Raw genomic sequence first — 24,609 nt, 5'->3', positions numbered from 1 at the left:
GAGATGACGATGGAACTCGTTATCACGGGTAGTAACAACAAGGTCTCGGTCTCCGATGCCGTGTTCGGTCGCGAATTCAGCGAAGATCTGGTTCACCAGGTCGTCGTCGCTTATCGCAATGCCGGTCGCGCTGGTACCAAGGCTCAGAAGACGCGTTCGGAAGTTGCGGGCACGACCAAGAAGTCGAAGAAGCAGAAGGGCGGCGGTGCGCGTCATGGCGCGCTGACGGCTCCGATCTTCGTCGGTGGCGGCGTGACCTTCGCGGCCAAGCCGCGCAGCTTCGAACAGAAAGTCAACCGCAAGATGTACCGTGCGGCCATCTGCGCGATCTTCTCTGAGCTTAACCGCCAGGGTCGCCTGATGATCGTCGAAGCGTTCGACGTCGAAGCAACCAAGACCCAGGGTCTGATCGAGAAGCTGAAGGGACTGGATGTGGGCAAGCGCCCGCTGATCGTTACCGAAGAAGCTTCCGAGCACCTGTACCTGTCCGCTCGCAATCTGCCGTATGTGCAGGTGCGTGATGTGCAGGGTCTGGATCCGGTCGCTCTGGTCGGGGCCGATACGGTCGTGATCACCGCCGATGCGGTCAAGAAGATCGAGGAGTGGCTGGCATGAGCAGCAACGAAAAAATCTTCAGCGTGCTGCGTGCTCCGCGAGTCTCTGAAAAGACCGCGCGCCTGCAGGAAATCTCCAACCAGTATGTCTTCGAAGTTTCGAACGAAGCCACCAAAGCCGATGTAAAGGCCGCGGTTGAGCAGCTGTTCGACGTCAAGGTCAAGGCTGTCAACGTGGTCAACGTCAAGGGCAAGAGCAAGTCCTTCCGTAACCGTGCTGGTAGCCGCGGCAATTGGCGCAAGGCGTACGTCCGCCTGGTTGATGGTCAGTCCATCGACGTAACGGCTAAGGCCTGAGGTCCATCCCATGCCATTGATGAAGTTCAAACCCACCTCTCCCGGCCGTCGTTCCGCCGTGCGTGTGGTTACTCCCGATCTGCACAAGGGCGCACCGCACGCGGCGCTGCTCGATTCGCAGAGCAAGTCCGGTGGTCGTAACCACCATGGCCGCATCACCGTGCGTCACGTCGGTGGTGGTCATAAGCAGCACTACCGCATCATCGACTTCAAGCGCAACAAGGAAGGCATTCCGGCGCGTGTGGAGCGGATCGAATACGATCCGAACCGTACCGCTCATATCGCCCTGCTGTGCTATGTCGACGGCGAGCGTCGCTACATCATTGCCCCCAAGGGCTTGAAGGCTGGCGATCAGGTCATTGCCGGTGCCAACGCACCGATCAAGACCGGCAACACGCTGCCGCTGCGCAACATCCCGGTCGGTACGACGGTTCACGGTATCGAGCTGAAGCCGGGTAAGGGCGCTCAGATCGCACGTGCTGCCGGTGCTGCCGTCCAGCTGGTCGCTCGCGAAGGCATCTATGCCACGCTGCGTCTGCGCTCGGGTGAAATGCGCAAGGTGCCGGTCGAGTGCCGCGCCACCATCGGTGAAGTCGGCAACGACGAGCACAACCTCGAGAAGCTGGGCAAGGCTGGCGCCAAGCGCTGGCGCGGTGTTCGTCCGACCGTTCGCGGTGCGGCCATGAACCCGGTCGACCATCCGCACGGTGGTGGTGAAGCGAAGGCTGGTCAGGGTAATCCACATCCGGTCACCCCGTGGGGTGTTCCGACCAAGGGTTACAAGACGCGCAAGAACAAGCGCACCCAGCAATTCATCGTCCGCGATCGTAGGGGCTAATCGACCATGGCACGTTCACTTAAGAAGGGCCCGTTCGTCGATCACCACCTTGCAAAGAAGGTGGAGTCCGCTGCGGGTAGCAAGAAGCCGATCAAGACCTGGTCGCGCCGTTCGATGATCCTGCCCGAAATGGTAGGCATCACCATCGCCGTGCATAACGGCAAGAACCACATTCCGGTGCTCGTCAACGAGAATATGGTCGGCCACAAGCTCGGCGAATTTGCCGTCACCCGGACCTTCAAGGGTCACGGTGGCGACAAGAAGTCGAGCAGGTAAGGAGAGATGACGATGGAAGCGAAAGCAATCCTGCGCACCGCGCGCATCTCCCCGCAGAAGGCCCGCCTGGTCGCTGACCAGGTGCGTGGACTGTCCGCCGAACGTGCGGTCAATCTGCTGAAGTTCTCGGACAAGAAGGCTGCACACCTGATCAAAAAGGTAGTGGAGTCGGCTATTGCCAATGCCGAGAACAATCAGGGCGCGGATGTCGACGAGCTGAAGGTCAAGACCATCATGGTTGATGAAGGTCCCTCCCTGAAGCGTTTCATGGCGCGGGCGAAAGGCCGCGGTACCCGCATCCTCAAGCGCACCAGTCACATCACTGTGATTGTTGGCGCCGCCAAGTAAGCGGAAAGGAAAAGACCATGGGTCATAAAGTTCATCCGACTGGAATCCGTCTTGGCATCGCCAAGGACTGGAATTCCAAGTGGTACGCAAACAAGGCCGACTTCGCCGGTTATCTGGCAGCCGACCTGAAAGTGCGTGAAATGCTGCGCAAGAAGCTCGCGCAGGCAGGTATCAGCAAGATCTTGATCGAGCGCCCTGCCAAAACCGCCCGCGTGACGATCCACACTGCCCGTCCGGGCGTGGTGATCGGCAAGCGTGGTGAGGACATCGAAAAGCTGCGTAAGGAAGTGAGCGCGATGATGGGTGTTCCTGCCCACATCAACGTCACCGAAGTGCGCAAGCCGGAGCTGGATGCGCAGCTGGTCGCCGAGTCGATCGCGCAGCAGCTTGAGCGTCGCATCATGTTCCGCCGTGCAATGAAGCGCTCGGTCGGTAACGCGATGCGCCTGGGTGCCCTGGGCATCAAGGTCAACGTGGCTGGCCGCCTCAACGGTGCAGAAATCGCCCGTTCGGAGTGGTACCGCGAAGGCCGCGTGCCGCTGCACACGCTACGTGCCGACATTGATTACGGTTTTGCCGAGGCGTCCACGACGTACGGCATCATCGGTATCAAGGTCTGGATCTATAAGGGTGAGGTCTTTGACTTCTCCCAGGTTGGCCAGGAGAAGCAGGACGACAGCCCGCGCAACGATCGTAACGATCGCGGCGACCGTGGTGACCGTCCTTCGCGCCCGGCTCGTGAAGCGAGGTAACGGCAATGTTGCAACCCAAGCGAACCAAATATCGCAAGATGCACAAGGGCCGTAACGACGGCCTGGCATGGAGCGGAAACGCCGTCAGCTTCGGCGAGTACGGCCTCAAGGCAACCGCGCACGGTCAGCTGACCGCGCGTCAGATTGAAGCAGCACGTCGTACGATCAGCCGCCACGTCAAAAAGGGCGGCAAGATGTGGATTCGTGTGTTCCCCGACAAGCCGATCACCAAGAAGCCGATCGAAGTCCGCATGGGCTCCGGTAAGGGCAACGTGGAGTACTGGGTCGCGCAGATTCAGCCGGGTCGCATGATCTATGAAATCGAAGGTATTCCCGAAGATGTCGCACGTGAGGCATTCCGCCTTGCCGCCGCGAAGCTGTCGGTGACTACCACTTTCGTGACCCGGACGGTGCGCTGATGGACATCAAACAACTCCGCGAGAAGTCGGCTGACGAACTGAAGGCCCACCTGACCGATTTGCGTAAGGAGCAGTTCTCGCTCCGTATGCAGCAGGTCACCGGCCAGCTGCCGAAGACCCACGATACCCGCCGGGTACGCCGCGAGATTGCTCGCGTCAAGTACCTGCTCGGCAGCACCAAGTAAGGACGGCCGCGATGAGCGATAACAACGAAAAGCAAGCGCTGCGCACGGTCGAAGGCCGTGTCGTCAGCAACAAGATGGACAAGACGGTCACCGTGTTGGTGGAGCGCCAGGTCAAGCATGCTCTGTACGGCAAGTACATCAAGCGCTCGACCAAGCTGCACGCACACGACGCCGACAATGCCTGTAATGAAGGCGACGTCGTGCGTGTGACCGAGATTGCTCCAATGTCCAAGACCAAGAACTGGCGGGTGGTTGAAATCGTCACCCGTTCGGCCGGCTAAGGGAGATCTGAATCATGATCCAGATGCAGAGCTACCTCGATGTGGCCGACAATTCGGGTGCCAAGGAAGTGATGTGCATCAAGGTGCTGGGCGGCTCGAAGCGCCGCTACGCACACATTGGTGACATCATCAAGGTGACCGTCAAGGACGCCATTCCGCGTGGCAAGGTCAAGAAAGGCGAAGTCTACGACGCCGTCGTGGTGCGTACCCGTAAGGGTGTGCGCCGTCCCGACGGTTCGCTGATTCGCTTCGATGGCAACGCCGCTGTGCTGTTGAACAATAAGCAGGAGCCGATCGGGACCCGCATCTTCGGGCCGGTGACGCGCGAGCTGCGTTCCGAGAAGTTCATGAAGATCGTCTCGCTCGCTCCCGAAGTGCTGTGAGCGGAGGACATATACATGGCTAACCGTATCAAGAAGGGCGACCAGGTCGTCATCAACACCGGCAAGGACAAGGGTAAGCAGGGTGAAGTTGTGCGTGTGGATGGCGATCGCGTGATCGTCTCCAATGCCAACATCATCAAGCGCCACACCAAGCCGAATCCGCAGGCGGGTGTCGCCGGCGGCGTGGTCGAGCGTGAAGCGTCGATCCATATCTCCAACGTCAATATCGTCAACCCGGCAACGGGCAAGGGCGAGCGCGTTGGCTTCAAGGTGCTGGAGGATGGACGCAAATTGCGTGTGTTCCGCTCCAGCGGTGAGGCGCTCGACGCCTGAGGAATGCGATCATGAACACTCGTCTCGAAAAGTTTTACAAGGAAAACGTGGTGCCGGCCCTGATGAAGGAGTTCGGCTACACCAATCCGATGCAGGTGCCGAGGCTGGTCAAGGTCACGCTCAACATGGGCGTGGGCGAGGCGGCAACCAACAAGAAGATTCTGGAAAATGCAGTCGGCGACATGTCCAAGATCTCCGGTCAAAAGCCGGTGGTCACCAAGTCGCGCGTTTCGGTCGCATCGTTCAAGATCCGTGACGGTTGGCCGATCGGCTGCAAGACCACGTTGCGTCGCGCCAAGATGTACGAGTTCCTGGATCGTCTGATCAACATCTCGCTGCCGCGCGTGCGCGACTTCCGTGGTGTTTCCGGTCGTTCCTTTGACGGTCGTGGCAATTTCAACATGGGTGTGAAGGAACAGATCATCTTCCCGGAAATCGATTTCGACGCTGTCGACGCGATCCGCGGTATGGATATCGCCATCACCACCACCGCCAAGACGGATGCGGAAGCGAAGGCGCTGCTGGCAGCGTTCAAGTTCCCGTTCCGTAACTGACCGTAGAGGACATCCGAAATGGCAAAGACCTCCATGATCCACCGCGACATCAAGCGTGCAAAGTTGGCGAAGAAATTTGCCGGCAAGCGTGATGCGCTGAAGAAGATCCTCTCCAGTCAGGATGCGTCCTACGAAGAGAAGATCGATGCCTCGACCAAGTTGCAGAAGCTGCCGCGCGATTCGTCGCCGAGCCGCCACCGCAACCGTTGCGAACTTTCCGGTCGTCCGCGCGGTGTCTACCGCAAGTTCGGTCTGGGTCGCAACATGCTGCGCAAGGCCACGATGAACGGCGACGTTCCGGGTCTGCGTAAGGCAAGCTGGTAACAGCTTTCCGGCCGTTCGCGGCCGGTTTGAACAGGATTGTTCTGTTCAACAAGGGAGTCCGACGCAAGTCGGGCTCTTTTGTCGTATACTTCCGCTTCTGTCTTGCCTGTACAGGCTTGGCATGGCGTAAAGGGTCCTGGCCCATCCCCAGGAAAACACAAGATTTTCGCGAAAGCGGATATCGGTGCACTCAAAGGTACTCATATGAGCATGACTGATCCCATCGCCGACCTGCTGGTACGCATCAAGAATGCGGCCGCGGTTGGTAAGCAGACGGTGAAATTGCCGTCGTCCAAGATCAAGGTTGCGATCGCCCAAGTCCTGAAGGACGAGGGTTACATCACCGACCTGCGCGTGACAGCGACCGAGAACAACAAGTCGGAGCTGGAAATCGTGCTGAAGTATTTCGAGGGCCGTCCGGTCATCGAGACCCTGAAGCGTTTCTCGCGCTCGGGTCTGCGCCAGTACCGCGGCAAGACCGAGCTGCCCAAGGTCCTGGGTGGACTGGGCGTCGCCATCATCTCCACGTCGAAAGGCATCATGACCGATGCGCAGGCTCGCGAAGCCGGCGTTGGTGGTGAAGTCCTGTGCTTCGTGGCCTAAGGGAAGGAATCGAACATGTCCCGTGTAGCCAAGAAGCCTGTGTCCCTTCCGAAGGGTGTTGAGCTCAACGTCCAGCCCGAGCTGGTCAGCGTCAAGGGCCCGAAAGGCACCCTGACCCTGCCGAAGCCGGTTGGCGTCGAAATCGCCATCGACGGCGATGTTGCAACCCTGTCGGCCAACGATCCGTCGCAGCTGGCCATCACCGGCACCGTGCGCGCCATCCTGGCCAATATGGTCAAGGGTGTGTCCGACGGCTTCGAGCGCAAGCTTGAGCTGGTCGGCGTCGGTTACCGCGCCGCCATGCAAGGTAAGGATCTGAGCCTGGCGCTCGGTTTCTCGCACCCGCTGGTGTTCGTGGCGCCGGAAGGCATCACGCTGTCCACCCCGACCCAGACCGAAATTCTGGTCCAGGGTGCCGACAAGCAGCGCGTCGGCGAAGTCGCCGCCAAGATTCGCGGTTTCCGTCCGCCGGAGCCCTACAAGGGCAAGGGTGTGAAGTACGCCGGTGAAGTCATCATTCGCAAGGAAGCCAAGAAGGCGTAAGACAGGTCCCTCTGCTAGGAGCCCGGCCATCCATGGCCGGACTTCTCAATGCAAAAGCCTGTTTTCCTTCAGCTTCCGTAGGATAAATATCATGAGCATCAACAAGAACATCGCCCGTCTGCGTCGCGCCAAGTCCACCCGTTCGCACATTCGTGAGCTGGGCGTCGCCCGCTTGTCGGTGCTGCGCACCGGCCAGCATCTGTATGCGCAGGTCTTCACTGCCGACGGCTCCAAGGTGATCGCTGCTGCGAACACGCTGCAGGCCGACGTCAAGGAAGGTCTGAAGAACGGCAAGAACAGCGATGCGGCCGTCAAGGTCGGCAAGCTGATCGCCGAGCGCGCCAAGGCTGCGGGTATCGAGAAGGTCGCATTCGATCGCTCGGGCTACCGCTACCACGGCCGTATCAAGGCGCTGGCTGACGCAGCTCGCGAAGGCGGCTTGAAGTTCTAAGCACTGCTGCGACTGTGGCCAGCGGCCACAGTCGCGTTACCGCCGGCAGGGAGATGCCGGACCGTCCCGTTCTTTTGCAACGGTGCCGGGAACACAGTTCCATTCCACAACCATAAGCGGCCCCGAGCCGTACATACTCAATCAATCAAGGAATCAAGATGGCAGAAGAACGTGCACCGCGGGGTCGTGATCGCGACCGTAACCGCGAAGAGAAAGTCGACGATGGCATGATCGAAAAGCTGGTCGCGGTCAATCGCGTCAGCAAGACTGTCAAGGGCGGTCGCCAGTTCACCTTCACCGCGTTGACCGTGGTCGGCGATGGTCTGGGCAAGGTTGGTTTCGGTTACGGCAAGGCGCGCGAAGTGCCGGTTGCCATCCAGAAGTCGATGGAGCAGGCGCGCAAGAATCTGGCGACTGTCGATCTGAACAACGGCACTTTGTGGCACGCCGTCAAGTCCGGTCATGGCGCAGCTCGCGTTTACATGCAGCCTGCTTCGGAAGGTACCGGCGTCATCGCTGGCGGCGCCATGCGCGCTGTGCTTGAAGCGGTCGGCGTGAAGAACGTGCTGGCCAAGGCGGTTGGTTCGCGTAATCCGATCAACCTGGTGCGTGCAACGCTGAAGGGTCTGTCGGAAGTGCAGTCGCCGGCGCGCGTTGCGGCCAAGCGCGGCAAAAAGGTGGAGGAGCTCAACCATGGCTAAGGACACTGGCAAGACTGTGAGGGTGCGCCTGGTGCGTGGCCTGCGTGGTACCCAGTCGCGTCACCGCCTGTCGGTGCATGCGTTGGGCCTGAATAAGATCAACGATGTGCGTGAACTCAAGGACAGCCCGCAGGTGCGTGGCCTGATCAATACGGTTCACTACCTCGTCAAGGTTGAGGACTAATCCCATGACTATGCATCTCAATGACCTCAAGCCCGCTGACGGCGCCCGTACCGAGCGCACGCGCGTCGGTCGCGGCATCGGCTCCGGCCTTGGCAAGACCTGCGGCCGCGGCCACAAGGGCTCGTTCGCTCGCAAGGGTGGCGGCAAGATCAAGGCGGGCTTCGAAGGCGGCCAGACCCCGATGCAGCGTCGTCTGCCGAAGATCGGTTTCCGCTCGAAGATGGCGCGTGACAGCGCTGAAGTGTTGTCCTACCAGCTGGATAAGCTGGAAGCCGGTGAGATCGACTTTGCAGCGTTGCGTGCGGCCAATCTGGTCCCGAGCCGCGCCAAGAAGGCGAAGATCGTGCTGAAGGGCGAGCTGAGCAAGAAGTTCGTGCTGAAGGGTGTCGCTGCGACTGCAGGCGCCAAGGCAGCAATCGAAGCTGCCGGCGGCAGCGTAGAGGAGTAATCGGCAGATGGCGCAGGCTGGCATTGGTAACCTCGGTGGCGGGCTTGGCAAGTTCACGGAACTTCGCCAGCGGCTGTTGTTCGTCCTCGGGGCATTGATCGTCTATCGCATCGGCTGCTATGTGCCGGTGCCTGGCGTGAATCCCGATGCCATGCTTTCGTTGATGCAGGCGCAGGGTGGCGGTATCGTGGACATGTTCAACATGTTCTCGGGCGGCGCCCTGCACCGTTTCAGTATTTTTGCGTTGAACGTGATGCCGTATATTTCGGCATCGATCGTGATCCAGTTGGCCACGCACATCTTTCCCGCCCTCAAGGCGATGCAGAAAGAAGGCGAATCCGGCCGACGCAAGATCACCCAGTATTCGCGTATCGGTGCGGTGCTTCTGGCAGTGGTGCAGGGCGGCAGTATCGCGTTGGCGCTGCAGAATCAGACCGCGCCGGGTGGCGCTCCGGTGGTGTATGCGCCGGGCATGGGTTTTGTGCTGACTGCAGTGATTGCACTGACAGCCGGCACCATCTTCTTGATGTGGGTTGGCGAGCAGGTCACTGAGCGCGGCATCGGTAACGGTGTGTCGCTGATCATCTTCGCCGGCATCGTCGCAGGGCTTCCGTCGGGCGCAATCCAGACTGTCGAGGCGTTCCGCGAAGGCAATCTGAGCTTCATCTCGCTGTTGCTGATCGTCATCACCATCCTGGCGTTTACGCTGTTTGTGGTGTTTGTCGAACGCGGACAGCGGCGTATCACGGTCAATTACGCGCGTCGCCAAGGCGGCCGCAATGCCTACATGAATCAGACCTCGTTCCTGCCGTTGAAGCTCAACATGGCAGGCGTGATTCCGCCGATCTTCGCATCCAGCATCCTGGCATTCCCGGCGACGTTGTCGATGTGGTCGGGTCAGGCAGCATCGGGCAGTGGTGTGGGTTCGTGGCTGCAGAAGATCGCCAACGCACTTGGACCTGGTGAGCCAGTGCACATGCTGGTATTCGCTGCACTGATCATCGGCTTCGCGTTCTTCTATACCGCGCTGGTGTTCAACTCGCAGGAAACTGCCGATAACCTCAAGAAGTCCGGTGCATTGATTCCGGGTATTCGTCCGGGCAAAGCTACTGCGGATTATGTAGACGGCGTGCTGACGCGTTTGACTGCCGCAGGTTCGTTGTACCTGGTGATCGTCTGCCTGCTGCCGGAAATCATGCGCACGCAGCTCGGCACCTCGTTCCACTTCGGTGGCACCTCGCTGCTGATTGCGGTGGTGGTGGTGATGGATTTCATTGCGCAGATCCAGGCGCATCTGATGTCGCACCAGTATGAGAGTTTGCTGAAGAAAGCCAACCTCAAGGGCGGCTCGCGCGGCGGTCTGGCGCGCGGTTAAGTGGTACACTAGAACTTCATTACGTGAAGACGGCCTGGTTCCCGGGCCACGATCTTCCGATCAGAAGGGCGGCTCGCGCGACGTCTCGCGCGCGGGTGTGACGAGGTGGTCCTGTGCGGGAGTAGTACAGGCGATTCGGAGAAGTTTTCTGGATCAACATCGTCCGGCGCCGGAGCGAGGGCACACTCCCCACGCCGGGTCCATGGAACTTTCTGGTTCCACGGGCTTCAAAGCAATCCGAGGCCTTGCTACAATTCCGAGTTAACTTTTGATCCATCCTGCCGGATGGCGCCTGGGCGCTGTCGGGCCATCACTCAGTTGGAGAATCGCGTCATGGCGCGTATTGCAGGCGTCAACCTGCCAGCCCAGAAGCACGTCTGGGTCGGGTTGCAAAGCATCTACGGCATCGGCCGTACCCGTTCGAAGAAGCTCTGCGAATCCGCAGGCGTTACCTCGACCACGAAGATTCGTGATCTGTCCGAACCCGAAATCGAGCGTTTGCGCGCCGAAGTTGGCAAGTATGTCGTCGAAGGCGACCTGCGCCGTGAAATCGGTATCGCGATCAAGCGACTGATGGATCTGGGCTGTTACCGCGGTCTGCGTCATCGTCGTGGTCTCCCGCTGCGTGGTCAGCGTACCCGTACCAACGCCCGCACCCGTAAGGGTCCGCGCAAGGCGATCAGGAAGTAAGGGATAGATCATGGCAAAGCCAGCAGAAAAGAAAACGAAGAAGAAGATCAAGCGCGTCATCACTGATGGCGTCGCCCATGTCCACGCTTCGTTCAACAACACCATCATCACCATCACCGATCGCCAGGGCAATGCGCTGTCGTGGGCCACGTCCGGCGGCGCCGGGTTCCGTGGTTCGCGTAAGTCGACCCCGTTCGCTGCTCAGGTTGCCGCCGAAAAGGCTGGCCGCGCTGCGCTCGATTACGGCGTGAAGTCGCTGGAAGTGCGTATCAAGGGTCCGGGTCCGGGCCGTGAGTCGGCCGTGCGTTCTTTGAACAACGTGGGCTACAAGATCACCAACATCATCGACGTGACGCCAATCCCGCACAACGGGTGCCGTCCGCCGAAGAAGCGTCGCGTCTAAGGGAGCGATAAGAAATGGCTCGTTATATCGGTCCTACCTGTAAGCTCGCCCGCCGCGAAGGCGCCGACCTTTCCCTCAAGAGCCCCGCGCGTGCGCTGGACTCCAAGTGCAAGCTTGAGCAAAAGCCCGGCCAACACGGCGCGGCTCGCAAAGGCAAGCTCTCCGACTACGCTACCCAGCTGCGTGAAAAGCAGAAGGTCAAGCGCATCTACGGTTTGCTGGAACGTCAGTTCCGCAACTACTACAAGAAGGCCTCGACCAAGAAGGGCAACACCGGCGAGAACCTGCTGCAGTTGTTGGAAACCCGTCTGGACAACGTCTGCTATCGCATGGGCTTTGCCGTCACCCGTCCGGCCGCGCGCCAGCTGGTGTCGCACCGTGGCGTGCTGGTCAATGGCAAGTCGGTGAATCTGGCTTCGTACCAGATCAAGGCTGGCGATGCGATCACGTTGTCGGAAAAAGCACAGAAGCAGCTCCGCGTGCAGGAAGCCCTGACCGTGGCTGAGCAGCACGACATGACGCCGTCGTGGGTCGAAGTCGATTCGAAGAAGTTCAGCGGCGTGTTCAAGGCTGTTCCGGATCGTGCCGACCTGCCTTCGGATATCAACGAAGCGCTGATCGTCGAGTTGTATTCGAAGTAATTCACATTGGAGAGCCTCCGGCACCGCCGGAGGTTCGCAGGAGACCCCGCAACATGACGGTTACCGCCAACCAGGTTCTGCGCCCCCGTGGTCCGCAGATCGAACGTCTTACCGACAATCGCGCAAAGGTCGTGATCGAGCCCTTGGAGCGCGGTTACGGGCACACGCTGGGCAATGCCCTGCGTCGTGTGCTGTTGTCGTCGATCCCGGGTTTTGCGATCACCGAGGTCGAGATCGATGGCGTGCTGCACGAGTACACCACGGTCGAAGGGCTGCAGGAAGACGTGCTTGACGTCCTGCTCAACCTGAAAGACGTGGCGATTCGTATGCACAGTGGCGATAGCGCCACGCTGTCGCTGTCCAAGCAGGGTCCGGGTACGGTCACTGCGGCCGACATCAGGACCGATCACAACGTCGAGATCGTCAACGGCGACCATGTGATCTGCCACCTGACCAAGGACACGGCGCTGAACATGCGCCTGAAGATCGAGCGTGGCTTCGGCTATCAGCCGGCTGCCGCACGTCGTCGTCCGGACGAAGAGACCCGTACCATCGGTCGTCTGATGCTGGATGCGTCGTTCTCGCCGGTGCGTCGCGTTGCCTATGCCGTGGAAGCTGCGCGTGTGGAACAGCGCACCGACCTCGACAAGTTGGTGATCGATATCGAAACCAACGGCACGATCGATGCCGAGGAAGCCGTGCGCACCGCCGCCGACATCCTTAGCGATCAGCTGTCGGTATTCGGCGATTTCACCCACCGCGATCGCGGTGCGGCCAAGCCGGCTGCCAGCGGCGTGGATCCGGTGCTGCTGCGCCCGATCGACGACCTCGAGCTGACCGTGCGTTCGGCCAACTGCCTGAAGGCCGAAAGCATCTACTACATCGGCGATCTGATCCAGAAGACCGAAGTGGAGCTGCTCAAGACCCCGAATCTGGGCAAGAAGTCGCTCACCGAAATCAAGGAAGTGCTGGCACAGCGCGGCCTTGCACTGGGCATGAAGCTGGAGAACTGGCCGCCGGCCGGTGTCGCTCAGCACGGCATGCTTGGTTAATGTGTCAAGGCATGGGCGTCTTCGGGCGCCCATGTTTGTTTTTTCCACATCGACGGGCCAAAGCCCGCGGTGACATCCGGTCAAAGGACGGCCGGCTCGGACCAACCGCAGTCCATTCAACAGCGCCAGGATGGCGACAACGTCTCTCAAGCAGTCTCAATATTCTTAGGAAATCACACTCATGCGTCACCAGAAATCCGGTCGTAAGTTCAACCGTACCAGCGCGCACCGCGAAGCCATGTTCCGCAATATGGCCGCTTCGTTGTTCAAGCACGAGCTGATCAAGACCACCTTGCCGAAGGCCAAGGAACTGCGTCGCGTCGCCGAGCCGCTGATCACCATCGGTAAGGTCGATGGCGTTGCCAATCGTCGTCTGGCGTTCGCTCGCCTGCGCGACAAGGAAGCAGTGGGCAAGCTGTTCGTCGAGCTGGGCCCGCGTTACGCGACCCGTCCCGGCGGCTACCTGCGTATCCTGAAGGCCGGCTTCCGTGCCGGTGACAATGCGCCGATGGCGTATGTCGAATTGGTCGACCGTCCGGTCGTCGCCGAGGAAGTGGCCGAGTAATCGGATCGCTCTTCGTAAAGATTCTTGAAAAAGCCCGGCTAGCGCCGGGCTTTTTCATTGGTGCGTCGAACGTGATTGCGTTGACGACAGCGGCGCGTATGGCGGCGTAATGACAGCGTCGCGCAGTCGCCAGATGCCGGGTCGGTGCTGCTTTGCTGCTGGATGCGATCACGGGCGGGTGTTGTCTTGATGCTGTCAGGCAGATACGCGCTGTGTGCTTGGCGCCCTCCGAGCCGGTAGACGCAGGCTTGCGTGGTCATGGCGGCGGCGATGGCAGATAATCGACGACTCGATCCTAGGCAAGCGGTAACGATGAATCCATTTCGTTGGGGTTTCCGGGCGCAATTTCTGCTGGGCTTTCTTGCATGCGCAGGATTGCTTGCCTATGCGATCTACGTGCAGCTGCATCTTGGGCTTGAACCATGCCCGCTGTGCATTTTCCAGCGCATCGCATTTGCGGCACTGGCGGTGTTTTTCCTGCTGGGTGCGTTGCATGGGCCACGCGCTGCGGGCACCCGCAAGCTCTATGGTGTGCTGAGTTTCATCGCTGCCGGCGTGGGCATGGGTATCGCGGCGCGGCATGTCTGGGTGCAGGTCCGGCCCAAGGACATGATGTCTTCGTGCGGGCCGCCGCTGAGCTTTCTGAGCGAGACAATGGGGCCGTTCGAAGTGTTCCGCACCGTGCTGACCGGCACCGGCGATTGCGGCAATATCGATTGGCGCTTTCTGGGCCTGAGCATGCCGATGTGGAGCATGCTGTGGTTCGTTGGCTTGGCGCTGTGGGCGCTGTATGCCGGGTTCAAGCAGCGTGGTCCGCGTAAATTGTTCTGATCGTTCCGTTCCGGCAATGGCCGGCGCCCGAGATTTCTGGAGTTCACGATGTCCGCTTCCCTTCATCCGTCCGTCAACGAGGCAGACCAGTGGTCGCCGCAGAGTTGGCGCCAGCGTCCGGCGCTGCAGATGCCAACCTACCCGGACGCAGCTGCGTTGGAGCACACCTTGGACGAGTTGCGGCAGTTGCCGCCGCTGGTGACCTCGTGGGAAATCTTTGCGCTCAAGCGCCAGCTGGCCGAGGCCCAGGAAGGCAAGCGTTTTCTTCTGCAAGGTGGCGATTGCGCGGAGAATTTCAGCGATTGCGAATCGGGCACGATCTCCAACCGCTTGAAAGTGTTGCTGCAAATGAGCCTGGTGCTGGTGCATGGCCTGCACCTACCGGTGGTGCGCGTAGGCCGCTTTGCCGGGCAGTACGCCAAGCCGCGTTCGGCCGACACCGAAACCCGCGACGGGGTGACCTTGCCGAGTTATCGCGGCGATGTGATCAATGCGCCGGCGTTCACCGAAGCGGCGCGCATACCGGATCCGCGCCGCATGATCACCGCGCATTCGCGCTCGGCAATGACGATGAATTTCGTGCGCGCCTTGATCGACGGTGGCTTTGCCGACCTGCACCACCCCGAATACTGGAATCTGGATTGGGTGGGCTATTCGCCGCTGGCGGCCGACTACCAGAAGATGGTGTCCTCGATCGGCGATGCGGTGCGCTTCATGGAAACCCTGTCCGGGGCGGAGGTGTACAACCTCAATCGCATCGATTTCTACACCTCGCACGAGGCGCTGTTGCTGCCGTACGAGGAAGGCCTGACCCGTCAGGTGCCGCGCCAGTGGGGCTGGTTCAACCTGAGCACGCATTACCCGTGGATCGGCATGCGCACCGCTGCGCTTGATGGCGCGCATGTTGAGTACTTGCGTGGCGTGCGCAATCCGATCGCGATCAAGGTGGGGCCGTCGGTGCAGCCGGACCAGTTGCTGCGTCTGATCGACGTGCTCAATCCGGAAGACGAGCCCGGCCGCTTGAGTTTCATCCACCGCATGGGCGCGGCGCAGATCGCCGAAAAGTTGCCGCCGCTGCTGGATGCGGTCAAGCGCGATGGGCGGCGTGTGCTGTGGGTGTGCGATGCGATGCACGGCAATACCGAAAGTACCGGAAATGGCTACAAAACAAGGCGTTTCGACAATATCCGCAGCGAGGTGGAGTTGTCGTTCGATCTGCACGCGGCGGCCGGGACGCGGCTGGGCGGCGTGCATCTGGAATTGACCGGCGAAGACGTCACCGAGTGCACCGGTGGCGCGCGCGAGTTGACCGAGCGCGATCTGGAGCGCGCCTATCGTTCCAGCGTGGATCCGCGCTTGAACTATGAGCAGTCGCTGGAAATTGCGATGGCGATCGTACGCAAGCAACAACAGGTGGTGGCGCAACCGCTGGGCGCGTGATTTCAATGTGCGTATGACGTGATGCTCATGCCGCTTGCGGCATGATCCTGCAGCCATCCCTCTTTCCCCCCACAGGAGGAACGGTTTGACTGCCGATTGGAACGTCATCCGCGAATACGCAATCCCTCTTGGTGCCTCGCTCTTGGCAGGCATCGTCGTCTGGTCGTTGATGCTGTGGCTGTTTCGCCGCATGCAAGGCCGCGACTATCGCCGCGCACGCATCATTCGCGTGGTCACCCTGCCGGCTGCCTTCATCCTGCCGTTGCTGTTTCTGGGCATCGCCACCGAGGCGACGCCGCTATCGGGCAAAGGCCTGGCAGCGGTGCAGCATCTGTTGCATGTCGGCATCGTCGGTTGCGTGACCTGGTTATTGGTACGCGCGGTCGCCGCCGGCGAGATGGCAATTCTGCGCAGCAACCCGATCGAGGTGTCCGACAACCTCACTGCACGGCGTATCCAGACCCAGACCCGTGTGCTGAGCCGGGTGGTGATGGGTGCGGTGATCCTGCTCGGCATCTCGGTCGTGTTGCTGACGTTTCCGCAGGTGCGCCAGATCGGCAAGACGCTGCTGGCCTCGGCAGGCATCATCGGGCTCGTGGCCGGTATCGCGGCCAAGCCGGTATTCGGCAACTTGATCGCCGGTCTGCAGATCGCGTTGACGCAGCCGATCCGGCTGGACGATGTGGTGATTGTGGAAGGCGAGTGGGGTCGCATCGAGGAGATCGGCAGCTCGTATGTGGTGGTGCGGATCTGGGACGAGCGGCGCATGGTGGTGCCGTTGACCTGGTGGATCGAGCACCCGTTCCAGAATTGGACGCGCAGCAGCGCCGATCTGCTCGGTACTGCGTTCCTGTGGCTGGATTACCGCACCCCGATCGCGGCGGTGCGCGCGGAGCTGGAGCGCATCTGCAAAAGCGAGCCGCTCTGGGATGGACGCGTGTGCGTGACCCAGGTGACCGAAACCAGCGAGAGCACGATCCAGGTGCGTCTGCTGGTGAGCGCACGTAATTCCGGCGATGCGTTCGATCTGCGCTGCATCGCGCGCGAGCGCATGATCGACTTCCTCACCCGTGAGCACGCTTACGCGCTGCCCAGGATCCGCGCCGAGATCGCGGCGCAGGAAAAGCCGCCGGTGCACGCAGCCGAGCCGATCGCCCAGGAGAGCGTGCGCTCGCCCGGTGCCGAAGACGGCGAGCCTGCGACTACGGTTTAGGCACAGGTAACGCCGCTGCCGGTGCGCTCGGCGCATAGCTGGGCGCAAAGCGCGCCTTGCTGCGTTGCTCGTAGGCGTAGGCCAGTTCGATCAAGCGCGGCTCGCTCCAGGCGCTGCCCATGAACAGCAGGCCGAGCGGCAGGCCCTGGGTCTGCCCCATCGGCACGCTCAGGCTGGGATAACCGGCCACCGCGGCGGCACCGTAACCGGCGCCGGGAAAGGTATCGCCCTTGACCAGATCGGTGACCCAGGCGGCGCCGGTGGTCGGTACGATCAGCGCCTCCAGGCGATGGGCCTTCAGTGCGGCGTCGATGCCTTCGGGCCCGGCCAGCCGTTTGGCGGTGGCGCGCGCAGTGAGATACGCGGGGTCTTCCAGGCCGGGTGCCGCCTGCGCCTGCTCGAACAGCTCTTGCGCGAAGTAGGGCATCTCGCGCTGCGCATGCGTGCGATTGAAGGCGATCAGCTGTTCCAGGCTCGACACCGGTGCGGCGTGGCTGCGCAGATAGGCATTCAACCCCGCTTTGAATTCGACCAACAAAACCGTCTGTTCAGCGGCATCCCACTTGCCATCGGTGGCCAGGCTGGTTTCGATGACCGTGGCACCCGCTGCACGCAGGCTCTGCACGGCGCGATCCAGTGCTGCGGCAATGGCGGGATCTTCGCGCAGCGGGTTGCGCAACAGGCCCAGGCGCGCGCCGCGCAAGCCATCGGGTTTGAGGTGCGCGAGATAGTCCGGTGTTGAAGACGGCGCATCGCGTGTGGCCGGATCCTGCGGATCGGGTGCGGCGATCGCCTGCAGCAACGCGGCAGCATCGGCAACGCTGCGCGTCATCGGGCCGGCGGTATCCTGGCTGGCCGAGATCGGGATGATGCCGTCGCGGCTGATCAGGCCCACGGTTGGTTTGAGTCCGACCAATCCATTTACCGAGGCCGGGCAGGTGATGCTGCCGTCGGTTTCGGTGCCGATGCCGACGGTGGCCAGGCTGGCGGCGATCGCCGCGCCCGTGCCGGCACTGGAGCCGCAGGGATTGCGATCCAGCGCGTAAGGATTGCGGGTCAGGCCGCCACGCGCGCTCCAGCCGGAACTGGACTTGGTGGAGCGGAAATTGGCCCATTCGCTCAGGTTGGTCTTGCCCAGGATCACTGCGCCGGCCGTGCGCAGGCGCTGCACCAGAAACGCATCGTGGCTGGGCGTGAAATCGGCCAGGGCCAGCGAGCCTGCGCTGTTGACCATCGGCACAGCATCGATGTTGTCCTTGAGCAAGACGGGAATGCCATGCAAGGGCCCGCGCACGCGGCCGGCGCGGCGTTCTGCGTCCAATGCGCGGGCGTCCGCTTCGGCCTGCGGATTGAGTTCGATCACCGAGTTGAGTTTGGGGCCGGCGCGATCGAGCGTGGCGATGCGCTGCAGGTATGCGCGCGTGAGTTCCAGGCTGCTGGTCTTGCTGGAAGCCATCCGCGCCTGCAGGCCGGCGATGTCGGCATCGGTCAGATCCAGTTGCTCGGCGGTCGGTACGTTCGCATCGACCTGTGTCAGGCCATCAACGGGCGCAGGGCCATCGGCATGCGCACAGCCGCATAGCGCAAGCAATAGCGCAAAGGGCAAGGTGGTGGATCGCATTGATGGTCTTCCCCGGGGGACTGTTCGCAGGCTAACGGCGCTGCGTCGGGGTGACAACGTGTAGGACGTGCCCGCAGACGGGCAGGGTGCGTCAGCGACGCCGGCGCTTGAGCAGATCGCGTGCCAGCACACCGACCACGATCAGATTGATTGCCAGTACGCCCCAGGCGGTCCAGCCGGGATGGCGGACGATGGCGTAGATATCGAATGGCAGATAGATGGCCGCCGACAGGCAGCCCAATAGCGAGGCCCATGCCTTGGCACGCCACAACCCCCAGGCTTCCACGACATGCAGCAGGCCGTAGGCCAGCATGGCGGCAGCGGCCAGATGGACAGCGTCGGGACTGATGGTCTTAAGCAACGACGGCAGTGCGCCGTGGTCGGGATCCAGACTAAACCGGCGGATCAGCGTACTGACCGCGTTTTGCAGCGGGAGCGGGCCCAGAATTTCCAGGCCCGTCGCCGCCAACAGCGCAAGCGTCCCTTTGACCGCCTCTAGCAAGGCGATCACATGCAGCCCCGGATGCGCACGCGGATCCGGGCTGTAGGGTTTGTTGCTCACGACCGTGGGCTAACCAGCAACTCAGCCCGAACGGCCGGAGCGCTTACGATCACTTTCGGTCAGGCCCTTCTTGCGCAAGCGGATTTCCTTCGGGGTGACTTCAACCAGCTCGTCGTCCTCGATGAAGTCCAGTGCCTGCTCCAGCGTGTACTTGATCGCCGGGGTCAGCTTGATGGCATCGTCCTTGCCCGAGGCGCGCATGTTGGTCAGCGGCTTGGTCTTGATCGCATTGACGGTCAGATCGTTGTCCTTGGAGTGGATACCGACCAGCTGACCTTCGTACACGTTGTCGCCTTCGGCAGCGAACAGACGACCACGCTCTTCCAACGGCCCCAGCGCATAGGCCGGGGTGGCGCCTGCAGCGTTGGCAATCATCACGCCGTTCTGGCGCTTGGCGATCGCGCCCTGTTCCTTCGGACCGTAATGGTCGAACACGTGGAACAGCAGGCCCGAGCCCTGGGTCAGGGTGCGGAACTCGTTCTGGAAGCCGATCAGACCACGCGCCGGGATCATGTAATCCAGACGCACGCGGCCCTTGCCGTCGGACTCCATGTTCTTCAGCTGACCCTTGCGGCTGCCCAGCTTTTCCATCACGCCGCCCTGGTGCTGCTCTTCGATATCGACCACAAGCTGTTCGATCGGCTCCATCTGCTTGCCGTCGATTTCCTTGATGATCACTTCCGGACGCGACACGGCCAGCTCGTAGCCTTCACGACGCATGTTTTCGATCAGCACCGACAGATGCAGTTCGCCACGGCCGGAGACCAGGAACTTGTCGGCGTCGGAACCTTCTTCGACCTTCAGCGCCACGTTGTGCACCTTCTCGCGGTCCAGACGGTCGCGCAGCTGGCGGCTGGTCAGGAACTTGCCGCCAGACAGGTCCTTGTTGCCGGCGAACGGCGAGTTGTTGACCTGGAAGGTCATCGAGATGGTCGGCTCGTCCACGGTGAGTGGCGGCAGGCCTTCCGGCGCGTCGAGCGCGCACACGGTGTCGGAAATGGTCAGCTCGGACACGCCGGAAATGGCCACGATGTCGCCGGCCTCGGCGGTGTCCTGCTCGATGCGCTCAAGGCCCAGGAAGCCCAGTACCTGCAGCACCTTGCCCTGACGCTTCTTGCCTTCGCGGTCGATCACGCTGACCGGCATGTTCTTCTTCAACACGCCGCGCTGGATGCGGCCGATGCCGATCACGCCGACGAAGTTGTTGTAATCGAGCTGGCTGATGCGCATCTGGAACGGGCCGTCCGGATCCACGTCCGGTGCCGACACGTGCTGCATGATCGCTTCGTACAGCGGGGTCATGTCGCCGTCGCGCACGCTCGAATCCAGGCTGGCGTAGCCGTTCAATGCGGAGGTGTAGACGATCGGGAAGTCCAGCTGTTCGTCGGTTGCGCCGAGCTTGTCGAACAGGTCGAACACCTGGTCGATCACCCAGTCCGGGCGCGCGCCGGGACGGTCGATCTTGTTGACCACCACGATCGGCTTGAAGCCCATCGCAAAGGCCTTCTGGGTCACGAAGCGCGTCTGCGGCATCGGGCCGTCCATCGCGTCGACCAGGATCAGCACCGAGTCCACCATCGACAGCACGCGCTCGACTTCGCCACCGAAGTCGGCGTGTCCCGGGGTGTCGACGATGTTGATGCGGTTGCCGTTCCAGGTGATGGCCGTGTTCTTGGCCAGGATCGTGATACCACGTTCCTTTTCCTGATCGTTGCTGTCCATCACGCGCTCAGCCAACACGGTGCGTTCGGACAGGGTGCCGGACTGCTTCAGCAGGCAGTCGACGAGGGTGGTCTTGCCGTGGTCGACGTGCGCGACGATGGCGATATTGCGGAGTTTTTCGATGGACATGCGGAAAGGGCCCCTGTCTGGCGCCAGTCTTGAGAAGGTAAGCCCGACATTATAGCGGTTTCGTTGCCGTGCCGTTGCGCCCGGCCGTCAGATGGTTCAAAACGCCCATTCAGCTTGCTGTGCACCCCCCGACAATGGTCGTACGTCTGCACGGCCGGCTGCACGCCCGGGTGTATTCTAATGGGCTGTCATACACCCTGAAACCTGCAAGGATTTCCATGTCCCTGATTGCCCATTTCGACACCACCCGCGGCCCAATCGTGGTTGAGCTGTTCGCCGACAAGGCCCCGCTGACCGTTGCCAACTTCGTCAACCTGGTCCAGCGCGGCTTCTACGACGGCCTGAGCTTCCACCGCGTCATCGCCGACTTCATGATCCAGGGCGGCTGCCCGGAAGGCTCCGGCCGCGGCGGCCCGGGCTATCGTTTCGAAGATGAAGCCAACAACGGCGTCGGTCACGACCGCGGCGTGCTGTCCATGGCCAATGCCGGCCCCAACACCAACGGCAGCCAGTTCTTCATCACCCATGTCGCCACCAACTGGCTGGACGGCAAGCACACCGTGTTCGGCAAGGTCACCCAGGGCCTGGACGTGGTCGATGCGGTCGCCCAGGGCGATGTGATCAACAAGGTGACGATCGAAGGCGATACCGACGCCGTGCTGGCCGCCAAGGCCGACCGCGTCGCGGAGTGGAACAAGATCCTCGCCGCCTGATGTCTTTCCCCGAACGGCCGCCAAGTGCGGCCGTTCGCTTGTCATTGCGCGCCGCCAGGCCTTGCGCCACGCCAGCGTGCACCTCCACCCACGTTTTTTAGCAGAGGAAACTCCCCATGAAAGCACCTGTTCGTGTTGCCGTGACCGGCGCTGCCGGCCAGATCGGCTATGCCCTGCTGTTCCGCATCGCCTCCGGCGAAATGCTGGGCAAGGATCAGCCGGTGATCCTGCAATTGCTGGAACTGTCAAATGAAAAGGCCCAGGCCGCGCTCAAGGGCGTGATCATGGAGCTGGAAGACTGCGCATTCCCGCTGCTGGCCGGCGTGGTCGGCACCGACGACGCCGAAGTGGCGTTCAAGGACATCGACGTTGCGCTGCTGGTTGGCGCGCGTCCGCGCGGCCCGGGCATGGAGCGCAAGGACCTGCTGCTGGAGAACGCCAAGATCTTCACCGCGCAGGGCGCTGCCCTGAACAAGGTCGCCAAGCGTGAGGTCAAGGTGCTGGTGGTCGGCAACCCGGCCAACACCAATGCCTACATCGCAATGAAGTCGGCGCCGGATCTGAACCCGAAGAACTTCACCGCCATGCTGCGTCTGGACCACAACCGCGCGCTGAGCCAGCTGTCGCAAAAGCTCGGCAAGCCGGTCGGCGGTATCGAGAAGCTGGTGGTGTGGGGCAACCACAGCCCGACCATGTACCCGGACTACCGTTTCGCCACCTCCGATGGCGCCTCCATCGGCGATGCGATCAACGACCAGGAATGGAACGCGTCCACCTTCATCCCGACCGTGGGCAAGCGCGGCGCGGCGATCATCGAAGCACGCGGCCTGTCCTCGGCTGCGTCGGCTGCCAATGCCGCCATCGATCACGTGCGTGATTGGGTGCTGGGCAGCGACGGCAAGTGGGTGACGATGGGCGTGCCGTCCGACGGCTCCTACGGCATTCCCGAAGGCGTGATCTTCGGCTTCCCGGTGATCACCGCCAATGGCGAGTACACCCTGGTCAAGGATCTGCCGATCGACGACTTCAGCCAGAAGTACATCGACAAGACCCTGGCCGAGCTGGAAGAAGAGCGCAGCGGCGTGTCGCATCTGCTGGGCTGAGTTTTGCTTCAGGTTGTAACGAAAACGCCGGGCAGTGCCCGGCGTTTTTTATGCGTCGCGTAAGTGATGCGTTGCGTTGTGGCGCCAAAAATCAATCACGCACGTCGATGTGGGACTCTCGTGCGGTAGGTGCTGCCGCCGCACTCTGATCAACTCGCGCGATGCGATCGGCTTACGCCAGACCTTCGGCTTTCAATGCGGCCTGCACATCGGCATCGGCCAGCATGCGCTGCACGAACGCATCCAGTGCATTCAAGCCACTCAAATCCACGCCGACCTTCTGCGCCCACAACAAGGTCACGAACAGATACGCATCGGCACCGGTATGGGTGTCGCTGGCCAGCCAGGTACGATCCTGCAGATGCGTGTTGGCACGTTCGTACAAGGTGCGCAACTTGCTGCGTGCGTCGTCGTGGCTGCGCGCAAGCAGTGCCTCGTCCTGCAGATACGCAGTGCTGCCGAAGATTGGCTTGAACGTCGGATGCACATCGGCATTGGCGAAAGCGATCCAGCGATTGATCTCGGCGCGGCTGCGCGCAGTGCCGTCGCCGGACAGACCGGTAAGCGGTGCGATGTCGGCGATGTAGTTGAGGATGGCCGCGTTCTGATTCAACGCCCAATCGTCGACCACCAACAGCGGAACCGCGCCGGCCGGATTCAGGCGCAGATACTCGGGGGACTTCATCGTAGCGGCATCGACAACGGTCAGCTCGAACGGCAGGCCCGACCAGCGCAACACGATGTGATCTGCCAGCGAGCACGCGCCGGGCTTGGTGTACAGCTTCATAGGAATTCCACGCAAGAACGAAGGCGCAAGCTTAGCGGCAACGCATGCGCGCGTGCGTGGAAAGCGTCAGGATGCAGTGCGTGGACGCAGCTTCTGCACGCGATAGAACGTGTGATCGCCGATGGTGGCAACCTGATACGCATTGCGCCAGCTGGGGCTCGCAATCGCGCTGGCGGCAAAGTGGCTCGCGCCTGGCACGATCTCTTTGCGTTGACCTACCGGTAACGCCCAGTTGCGCTCTGCGGCCAATGCCACATCCAATGCCTTGTTCCAGGCATCGTCATTCTTGAGCTGAGTTCCCGGTGACACGATGGTCGGCGCGAACTGCTTGCGCGCGGTGACTACCTGACACATCGAATCGCCCCACAAACCACTGTCCAGACGACGCAACGCGACTTCTGCAACGGCTTGTTGGCCACGCAAGGTCTGGTCGCGCGCTTCCAGGTAGACGGTGGTACTCAAACACAACGAATCTGCAGCCGGCTGCGGCAATAATTGCGACAGCCAAAGTATCCAAGCCAGTTTCATAGAACTCCTTGCTCCGTATGGGCCGATCCGCAGGCCATCCAAAGTGGATGCACCAGTGCGAAGGGCTTGGCGTCATGGGGAGGCGACCTGCCAAGGGCCGCCAAGTCTCCGGCGAAAGACACATCTGCCGAAGGTGCCCACCAAATGCGGTGGGTCAAAAAGTTGGCGCAAGGTAGGCGGCGATCACATAATCCCTGCTGAATGGGCAGGGTTGACGCGCGTGATTGCCTGCTGTGTCTAGTGCTTCGCTGGATGAGAGCTTTGCGATGCAACATTGAGATGCGTCGCATCGATGTAGCGACTGCACATATTGAAATTTAGAACTGCGCGATACGCATGCGATGTGTGGCAAGTGTGCAGGGTGATTGTCTTGCGTTGCATGCATGAAAAGTGCGTATGCCGCACCAAAAGTATTCTGCGCTACACGCCATCATCACTTGCTAGTGTGCTTGAACGCCGACTTCAGGCGCGTTGATGACATATCGAGATGTGCAGACCGGTGTGCTTAACGCAATGGTCCGCACATTGCTTGCATTGATAGCTTCGCGCAGATGTATCAGTGTCGGCAACGGACGACGATGTTTTGTTAGCCGCTCTAAGTTGCTGCAGTTTTGAACTCATCGTGCGTATTGAATGAGACGCTTCAATTCAGCGTGGCGCAGAAGATTTTTGTGCATGTACTGCATGCACTGTGATTGCT

The 24,609-nt window shown here is 61.3% G+C and carries 35 protein-coding genes; 30 read left to right on the top strand and 5 right to left on the bottom strand.

Annotated elements, in window-relative coordinates; genetic code table 11:
• Positions 1–9 precede the first annotated feature (9 nt).
• The 28 genes from rplD (at position 10) to AC1KVG_RS05580 (ending at position 16,744) form a co-directional block, all read left to right on the top strand.
• Positions 10–615, top strand: coding sequence for a 50S ribosomal protein L4 (gene rplD / locus AC1KVG_RS05715; protein WP_023902821.1), 606 nt, complete (start codon positions 10–12; stop codon positions 613–615).
• Positions 612–911 carry a 50S ribosomal protein L23 gene (gene rplW / locus AC1KVG_RS05710; RefSeq protein WP_002811694.1) on the top strand — a complete coding sequence of 100 codons (300 nt, stop codon included), beginning with the start codon at positions 612–614 and terminating at the stop codon, positions 909–911. Before rplD ends, rplW begins: the two co-directional genes overlap by 4 nt.
• 10 nt (positions 912–921) lie before the next feature.
• Positions 922–1,749: a 50S ribosomal protein L2 gene (gene rplB / locus AC1KVG_RS05705; RefSeq protein WP_003486715.1), complete on the top strand. Its 828-nt coding sequence runs from the start codon at positions 922–924 to the stop codon at positions 1,747–1,749.
• Between the two features lie 6 nt (positions 1,750–1,755).
• A complete protein-coding gene (gene rpsS, locus AC1KVG_RS05700; protein ID WP_005993369.1) occupies positions 1,756–2,025 on the top strand; it encodes a 30S ribosomal protein S19 in 270 nt (89 codons plus the stop codon).
• Between the two features lie 12 nt (positions 2,026–2,037).
• On the top strand, positions 2,038–2,373 hold the full coding sequence (gene rplV / locus AC1KVG_RS05695) for a 50S ribosomal protein L22 (RefSeq protein WP_002811686.1): 336 nt from the start codon (positions 2,038–2,040) through the stop codon (positions 2,371–2,373).
• A 17-nt stretch (positions 2,374–2,390) separates the two neighbouring features.
• A complete protein-coding gene (gene rpsC / locus AC1KVG_RS05690) occupies positions 2,391–3,125 on the top strand; it encodes a 30S ribosomal protein S3 (protein WP_006450636.1) in 735 nt (244 codons plus the stop codon).
• 5 nt (positions 3,126–3,130) lie between these two features.
• Positions 3,131–3,544 carry a 50S ribosomal protein L16 gene (rplP, locus tag AC1KVG_RS05685; RefSeq protein ID WP_006450637.1) on the top strand — a complete coding sequence of 138 codons (414 nt, stop codon included), beginning with the start codon at positions 3,131–3,133 and terminating at the stop codon, positions 3,542–3,544.
• On the top strand, positions 3,544–3,729 hold the full coding sequence (rpmC, locus tag AC1KVG_RS05680; RefSeq protein ID WP_006450638.1) for a 50S ribosomal protein L29: 186 nt from the start codon (positions 3,544–3,546) through the stop codon (positions 3,727–3,729). The genes rplP and rpmC overlap by 1 nt, the downstream gene beginning before the upstream one ends.
• Before the next feature lie 11 nt (positions 3,730–3,740).
• Positions 3,741–4,010 (top strand): 30S ribosomal protein S17, encoded by a 270-nt coding sequence (gene rpsQ / locus AC1KVG_RS05675; RefSeq protein ID WP_005993374.1) that lies wholly within the window; start codon positions 3,741–3,743, stop codon positions 4,008–4,010.
• A 14-nt stretch (positions 4,011–4,024) separates the two neighbouring features.
• Positions 4,025–4,393, top strand: a complete 369-nt coding sequence (rplN, locus tag AC1KVG_RS05670) for a 50S ribosomal protein L14 (RefSeq protein WP_003486699.1) — start codon at positions 4,025–4,027, stop codon at positions 4,391–4,393.
• A gap of 15 nt (positions 4,394–4,408) precedes the next feature.
• Positions 4,409–4,726, top strand: coding sequence for a 50S ribosomal protein L24 (rplX, locus tag AC1KVG_RS05665; protein WP_006450639.1), 318 nt, complete (start codon positions 4,409–4,411; stop codon positions 4,724–4,726).
• Positions 4,727–4,737: 11 nt separating this feature from the next.
• A complete protein-coding gene (rplE, locus tag AC1KVG_RS05660) occupies positions 4,738–5,280 on the top strand; it encodes a 50S ribosomal protein L5 (RefSeq protein ID WP_006450640.1) in 543 nt (180 codons plus the stop codon).
• 18 nt (positions 5,281–5,298) lie between these two features.
• On the top strand, positions 5,299–5,604 hold the full coding sequence (gene rpsN / locus AC1KVG_RS05655; protein WP_005917137.1) for a 30S ribosomal protein S14: 306 nt from the start codon (positions 5,299–5,301) through the stop codon (positions 5,602–5,604).
• 204 nt (positions 5,605–5,808) lie between these two features.
• Positions 5,809–6,207, top strand: a complete 399-nt coding sequence (gene rpsH / locus AC1KVG_RS05650; RefSeq protein ID WP_006450641.1) for a 30S ribosomal protein S8 — start codon at positions 5,809–5,811, stop codon at positions 6,205–6,207.
• A 15-nt stretch (positions 6,208–6,222) separates the two neighbouring features.
• Positions 6,223–6,750 carry a 50S ribosomal protein L6 gene (rplF, locus tag AC1KVG_RS05645; protein WP_006450642.1) on the top strand — a complete coding sequence of 176 codons (528 nt, stop codon included), beginning with the start codon at positions 6,223–6,225 and terminating at the stop codon, positions 6,748–6,750.
• 91 nt (positions 6,751–6,841) lie between these two features.
• The gene (gene rplR, locus AC1KVG_RS05640; protein WP_006450644.1) at positions 6,842–7,201 is read left to right on the top strand and encodes a 50S ribosomal protein L18; all 360 of its coding nucleotides are present in this window, start codon (positions 6,842–6,844) and stop codon (positions 7,199–7,201) included.
• Between the two features lie 158 nt (positions 7,202–7,359).
• On the top strand, positions 7,360–7,902 hold the full coding sequence (rpsE, locus tag AC1KVG_RS05635) for a 30S ribosomal protein S5 (protein ID WP_003486682.1): 543 nt from the start codon (positions 7,360–7,362) through the stop codon (positions 7,900–7,902).
• On the top strand, positions 7,895–8,086 hold the full coding sequence (rpmD, locus tag AC1KVG_RS05630; RefSeq protein WP_481093742.1) for a 50S ribosomal protein L30: 192 nt from the start codon (positions 7,895–7,897) through the stop codon (positions 8,084–8,086). The genes rpsE and rpmD overlap by 8 nt, the downstream gene beginning before the upstream one ends.
• Positions 8,087–8,090: 4 nt before the next feature.
• Positions 8,091–8,534, top strand: coding sequence for a 50S ribosomal protein L15 (gene rplO / locus AC1KVG_RS05625; protein WP_012439114.1), 444 nt, complete (start codon positions 8,091–8,093; stop codon positions 8,532–8,534).
• A 7-nt stretch (positions 8,535–8,541) separates the two neighbouring features.
• The gene (secY, locus tag AC1KVG_RS05620; protein ID WP_023902825.1) at positions 8,542–9,909 is read left to right on the top strand and encodes a preprotein translocase subunit SecY; all 1,368 of its coding nucleotides are present in this window, start codon (positions 8,542–8,544) and stop codon (positions 9,907–9,909) included.
• A gap of 333 nt (positions 9,910–10,242) precedes the next feature.
• The gene (gene rpsM / locus AC1KVG_RS05615) at positions 10,243–10,599 is read left to right on the top strand and encodes a 30S ribosomal protein S13 (protein WP_003486672.1); all 357 of its coding nucleotides are present in this window, start codon (positions 10,243–10,245) and stop codon (positions 10,597–10,599) included.
• A 10-nt stretch (positions 10,600–10,609) separates the two neighbouring features.
• Positions 10,610–11,002, top strand: coding sequence for a 30S ribosomal protein S11 (gene rpsK, locus AC1KVG_RS05610; protein ID WP_002811645.1), 393 nt, complete (start codon positions 10,610–10,612; stop codon positions 11,000–11,002).
• A 14-nt stretch (positions 11,003–11,016) separates the two neighbouring features.
• Positions 11,017–11,643, top strand: a complete 627-nt coding sequence (gene rpsD / locus AC1KVG_RS05605; RefSeq protein WP_002811641.1) for a 30S ribosomal protein S4 — start codon at positions 11,017–11,019, stop codon at positions 11,641–11,643.
• A gap of 53 nt (positions 11,644–11,696) precedes the next feature.
• On the top strand, positions 11,697–12,695 hold the full coding sequence (locus AC1KVG_RS05600; protein WP_023902826.1) for a DNA-directed RNA polymerase subunit alpha: 999 nt from the start codon (positions 11,697–11,699) through the stop codon (positions 12,693–12,695).
• Between the two features lie 181 nt (positions 12,696–12,876).
• Positions 12,877–13,260, top strand: coding sequence for a 50S ribosomal protein L17 (rplQ, locus tag AC1KVG_RS05595; RefSeq protein WP_003486665.1), 384 nt, complete (start codon positions 12,877–12,879; stop codon positions 13,258–13,260).
• Between the two features lie 312 nt (positions 13,261–13,572).
• Positions 13,573–14,091, top strand: a complete 519-nt coding sequence (locus tag AC1KVG_RS05590) for a disulfide bond formation protein B (protein ID WP_023902828.1) — start codon at positions 13,573–13,575, stop codon at positions 14,089–14,091.
• Between the two features lie 48 nt (positions 14,092–14,139).
• Entirely contained in the window at positions 14,140–15,531 is a 1,392-nt protein-coding gene (locus tag AC1KVG_RS05585) for a class II 3-deoxy-7-phosphoheptulonate synthase (protein WP_006450651.1), read from the top strand.
• A gap of 85 nt (positions 15,532–15,616) precedes the next feature.
• Entirely contained in the window at positions 15,617–16,744 is a 1,128-nt protein-coding gene (locus tag AC1KVG_RS05580; RefSeq protein WP_074056773.1) for a mechanosensitive ion channel family protein, read from the top strand.
• Here AC1KVG_RS05580 and AC1KVG_RS05575 read toward each other — a convergent pair.
• From AC1KVG_RS05575 to typA, 3 genes are all read right to left on the bottom strand, one after another.
• Positions 16,734–18,350 (bottom strand): amidase, encoded by a 1,617-nt coding sequence (locus tag AC1KVG_RS05575; protein ID WP_481093777.1) that lies wholly within the window; start codon positions 18,348–18,350, stop codon positions 16,734–16,736. The two genes, AC1KVG_RS05580 and AC1KVG_RS05575, sit on opposite strands and share 11 nt — an antisense overlap.
• A 106-nt stretch (positions 18,351–18,456) precedes the next feature.
• Positions 18,457–18,876 (bottom strand): DUF2127 domain-containing protein, encoded by a 420-nt coding sequence (locus AC1KVG_RS05570; RefSeq protein WP_183086881.1) that lies wholly within the window; start codon positions 18,874–18,876, stop codon positions 18,457–18,459.
• A 72-nt stretch (positions 18,877–18,948) separates the two neighbouring features.
• Positions 18,949–20,778, bottom strand: coding sequence for a translational GTPase TypA (gene typA / locus AC1KVG_RS05565; RefSeq protein WP_006450655.1), 1,830 nt, complete (start codon positions 20,776–20,778; stop codon positions 18,949–18,951).
• Positions 20,779–20,996: 218 nt separating this feature from the next.
• Here typA and AC1KVG_RS05560 point away from each other — a divergent pair, with 218 nt between their 5' ends.
• Positions 20,997–21,491, top strand: a complete 495-nt coding sequence (locus AC1KVG_RS05560) for a peptidylprolyl isomerase (RefSeq protein ID WP_006450656.1) — start codon at positions 20,997–20,999, stop codon at positions 21,489–21,491.
• A 116-nt stretch (positions 21,492–21,607) separates the two neighbouring features.
• Positions 21,608–22,594 (top strand): malate dehydrogenase, encoded by a 987-nt coding sequence (locus AC1KVG_RS05555; protein WP_481093741.1) that lies wholly within the window; start codon positions 21,608–21,610, stop codon positions 22,592–22,594.
• A gap of 172 nt (positions 22,595–22,766) precedes the next feature.
• On the opposite strand, the gene AC1KVG_RS05550 is transcribed toward AC1KVG_RS05555, so the two are convergent.
• Together AC1KVG_RS05550 and AC1KVG_RS05545 are read right to left on the bottom strand one after the other, a co-directional pair.
• Positions 22,767–23,381, bottom strand: a complete 615-nt coding sequence (locus AC1KVG_RS05550) for a glutathione S-transferase family protein (protein ID WP_316694012.1) — start codon at positions 23,379–23,381, stop codon at positions 22,767–22,769.
• Positions 23,382–23,447: 66 nt separating this feature from the next.
• Positions 23,448–23,909 carry a cell wall hydrolase gene (locus tag AC1KVG_RS05545; protein WP_014506828.1) on the bottom strand — a complete coding sequence of 154 codons (462 nt, stop codon included), beginning with the start codon at positions 23,907–23,909 and terminating at the stop codon, positions 23,448–23,450.
• Between the last annotated feature and the right edge of the window lie 700 nt (positions 23,910–24,609).

The sequence above is a fragment of the Xanthomonas sp. NCPPB 3959 genome (assembly GCF_056675575.1).
Note: the sequence above shows the minus strand (reverse complement) of the source record. Positions and strands in the feature narration are given on the sequence as shown.

Bases quoted from the DNA above. Each gene is read 5' to 3' on its own strand.
- rplN (WP_003486699.1), top strand. From the start codon at position 4,025: ATGATCCAGATGCAGAGCTACCTCGATGTGGCCGACAATTCGGGTGCC.
- rpmD (WP_481093742.1), top strand. From the start codon at position 7,895: ATGGCTAAGGACACTGGCAAGACTGTGAGGGTGCGCCTGGTGCGTGGC.
- AC1KVG_RS05555 (WP_481093741.1), top strand. From the start codon at position 21,608: ATGAAAGCACCTGTTCGTGTTGCCGTGACCGGCGCTGCCGGCCAGATC.
- rplW (WP_002811694.1), top strand. From the start codon at position 612: ATGAGCAGCAACGAAAAAATCTTCAGCGTGCTGCGTGCTCCGCGAGTC.
- rpsS (WP_005993369.1), top strand. From the start codon at position 1,756: ATGGCACGTTCACTTAAGAAGGGCCCGTTCGTCGATCACCACCTTGCA.
- AC1KVG_RS05590 (WP_023902828.1), top strand. From the start codon at position 13,573: ATGAATCCATTTCGTTGGGGTTTCCGGGCGCAATTTCTGCTGGGCTTT.
- rplE (WP_006450640.1), top strand. From the start codon at position 4,738: ATGAACACTCGTCTCGAAAAGTTTTACAAGGAAAACGTGGTGCCGGCC.
- rplX (WP_006450639.1), top strand. From the start codon at position 4,409: ATGGCTAACCGTATCAAGAAGGGCGACCAGGTCGTCATCAACACCGGC.
- rplQ (WP_003486665.1), top strand. From the start codon at position 12,877: ATGCGTCACCAGAAATCCGGTCGTAAGTTCAACCGTACCAGCGCGCAC.
- rpsM (WP_003486672.1), top strand. From the start codon at position 10,243: ATGGCGCGTATTGCAGGCGTCAACCTGCCAGCCCAGAAGCACGTCTGG.
- rplR (WP_006450644.1), top strand. From the start codon at position 6,842: ATGAGCATCAACAAGAACATCGCCCGTCTGCGTCGCGCCAAGTCCACC.
- typA (WP_006450655.1), bottom strand. From the start codon at position 20,778: ATGTCCATCGAAAAACTCCGCAATATCGCCATCGTCGCGCACGTCGAC.
- rplD (WP_023902821.1), top strand. From the start codon at position 10: ATGGAACTCGTTATCACGGGTAGTAACAACAAGGTCTCGGTCTCCGAT.
- AC1KVG_RS05545 (WP_014506828.1), bottom strand. From the start codon at position 23,909: ATGAAACTGGCTTGGATACTTTGGCTGTCGCAATTATTGCCGCAGCCG.
- AC1KVG_RS05585 (WP_006450651.1), top strand. From the start codon at position 14,140: ATGTCCGCTTCCCTTCATCCGTCCGTCAACGAGGCAGACCAGTGGTCG.
- rplP (WP_006450637.1), top strand. From the start codon at position 3,131: ATGTTGCAACCCAAGCGAACCAAATATCGCAAGATGCACAAGGGCCGT.
- rplO (WP_012439114.1), top strand. From the start codon at position 8,091: ATGACTATGCATCTCAATGACCTCAAGCCCGCTGACGGCGCCCGTACC.
- rpsH (WP_006450641.1), top strand. From the start codon at position 5,809: ATGAGCATGACTGATCCCATCGCCGACCTGCTGGTACGCATCAAGAAT.
- AC1KVG_RS05600 (WP_023902826.1), top strand. From the start codon at position 11,697: ATGACGGTTACCGCCAACCAGGTTCTGCGCCCCCGTGGTCCGCAGATC.
- rplB (WP_003486715.1), top strand. From the start codon at position 922: ATGCCATTGATGAAGTTCAAACCCACCTCTCCCGGCCGTCGTTCCGCC.
- rpsC (WP_006450636.1), top strand. From the start codon at position 2,391: ATGGGTCATAAAGTTCATCCGACTGGAATCCGTCTTGGCATCGCCAAG.
- rpsD (WP_002811641.1), top strand. From the start codon at position 11,017: ATGGCTCGTTATATCGGTCCTACCTGTAAGCTCGCCCGCCGCGAAGGC.
- AC1KVG_RS05560 (WP_006450656.1), top strand. From the start codon at position 20,997: ATGTCCCTGATTGCCCATTTCGACACCACCCGCGGCCCAATCGTGGTT.
- rpsE (WP_003486682.1), top strand. From the start codon at position 7,360: ATGGCAGAAGAACGTGCACCGCGGGGTCGTGATCGCGACCGTAACCGC.
- rpsK (WP_002811645.1), top strand. From the start codon at position 10,610: ATGGCAAAGCCAGCAGAAAAGAAAACGAAGAAGAAGATCAAGCGCGTC.
- rpsQ (WP_005993374.1), top strand. From the start codon at position 3,741: ATGAGCGATAACAACGAAAAGCAAGCGCTGCGCACGGTCGAAGGCCGT.
- secY (WP_023902825.1), top strand. From the start codon at position 8,542: ATGGCGCAGGCTGGCATTGGTAACCTCGGTGGCGGGCTTGGCAAGTTC.
- rpsN (WP_005917137.1), top strand. From the start codon at position 5,299: ATGGCAAAGACCTCCATGATCCACCGCGACATCAAGCGTGCAAAGTTG.
- rplF (WP_006450642.1), top strand. From the start codon at position 6,223: ATGTCCCGTGTAGCCAAGAAGCCTGTGTCCCTTCCGAAGGGTGTTGAG.
- AC1KVG_RS05550 (WP_316694012.1), bottom strand. From the start codon at position 23,381: ATGAAGCTGTACACCAAGCCCGGCGCGTGCTCGCTGGCAGATCACATC.
- rpmC (WP_006450638.1), top strand. From the start codon at position 3,544: ATGGACATCAAACAACTCCGCGAGAAGTCGGCTGACGAACTGAAGGCC.
- rplV (WP_002811686.1), top strand. From the start codon at position 2,038: ATGGAAGCGAAAGCAATCCTGCGCACCGCGCGCATCTCCCCGCAGAAG.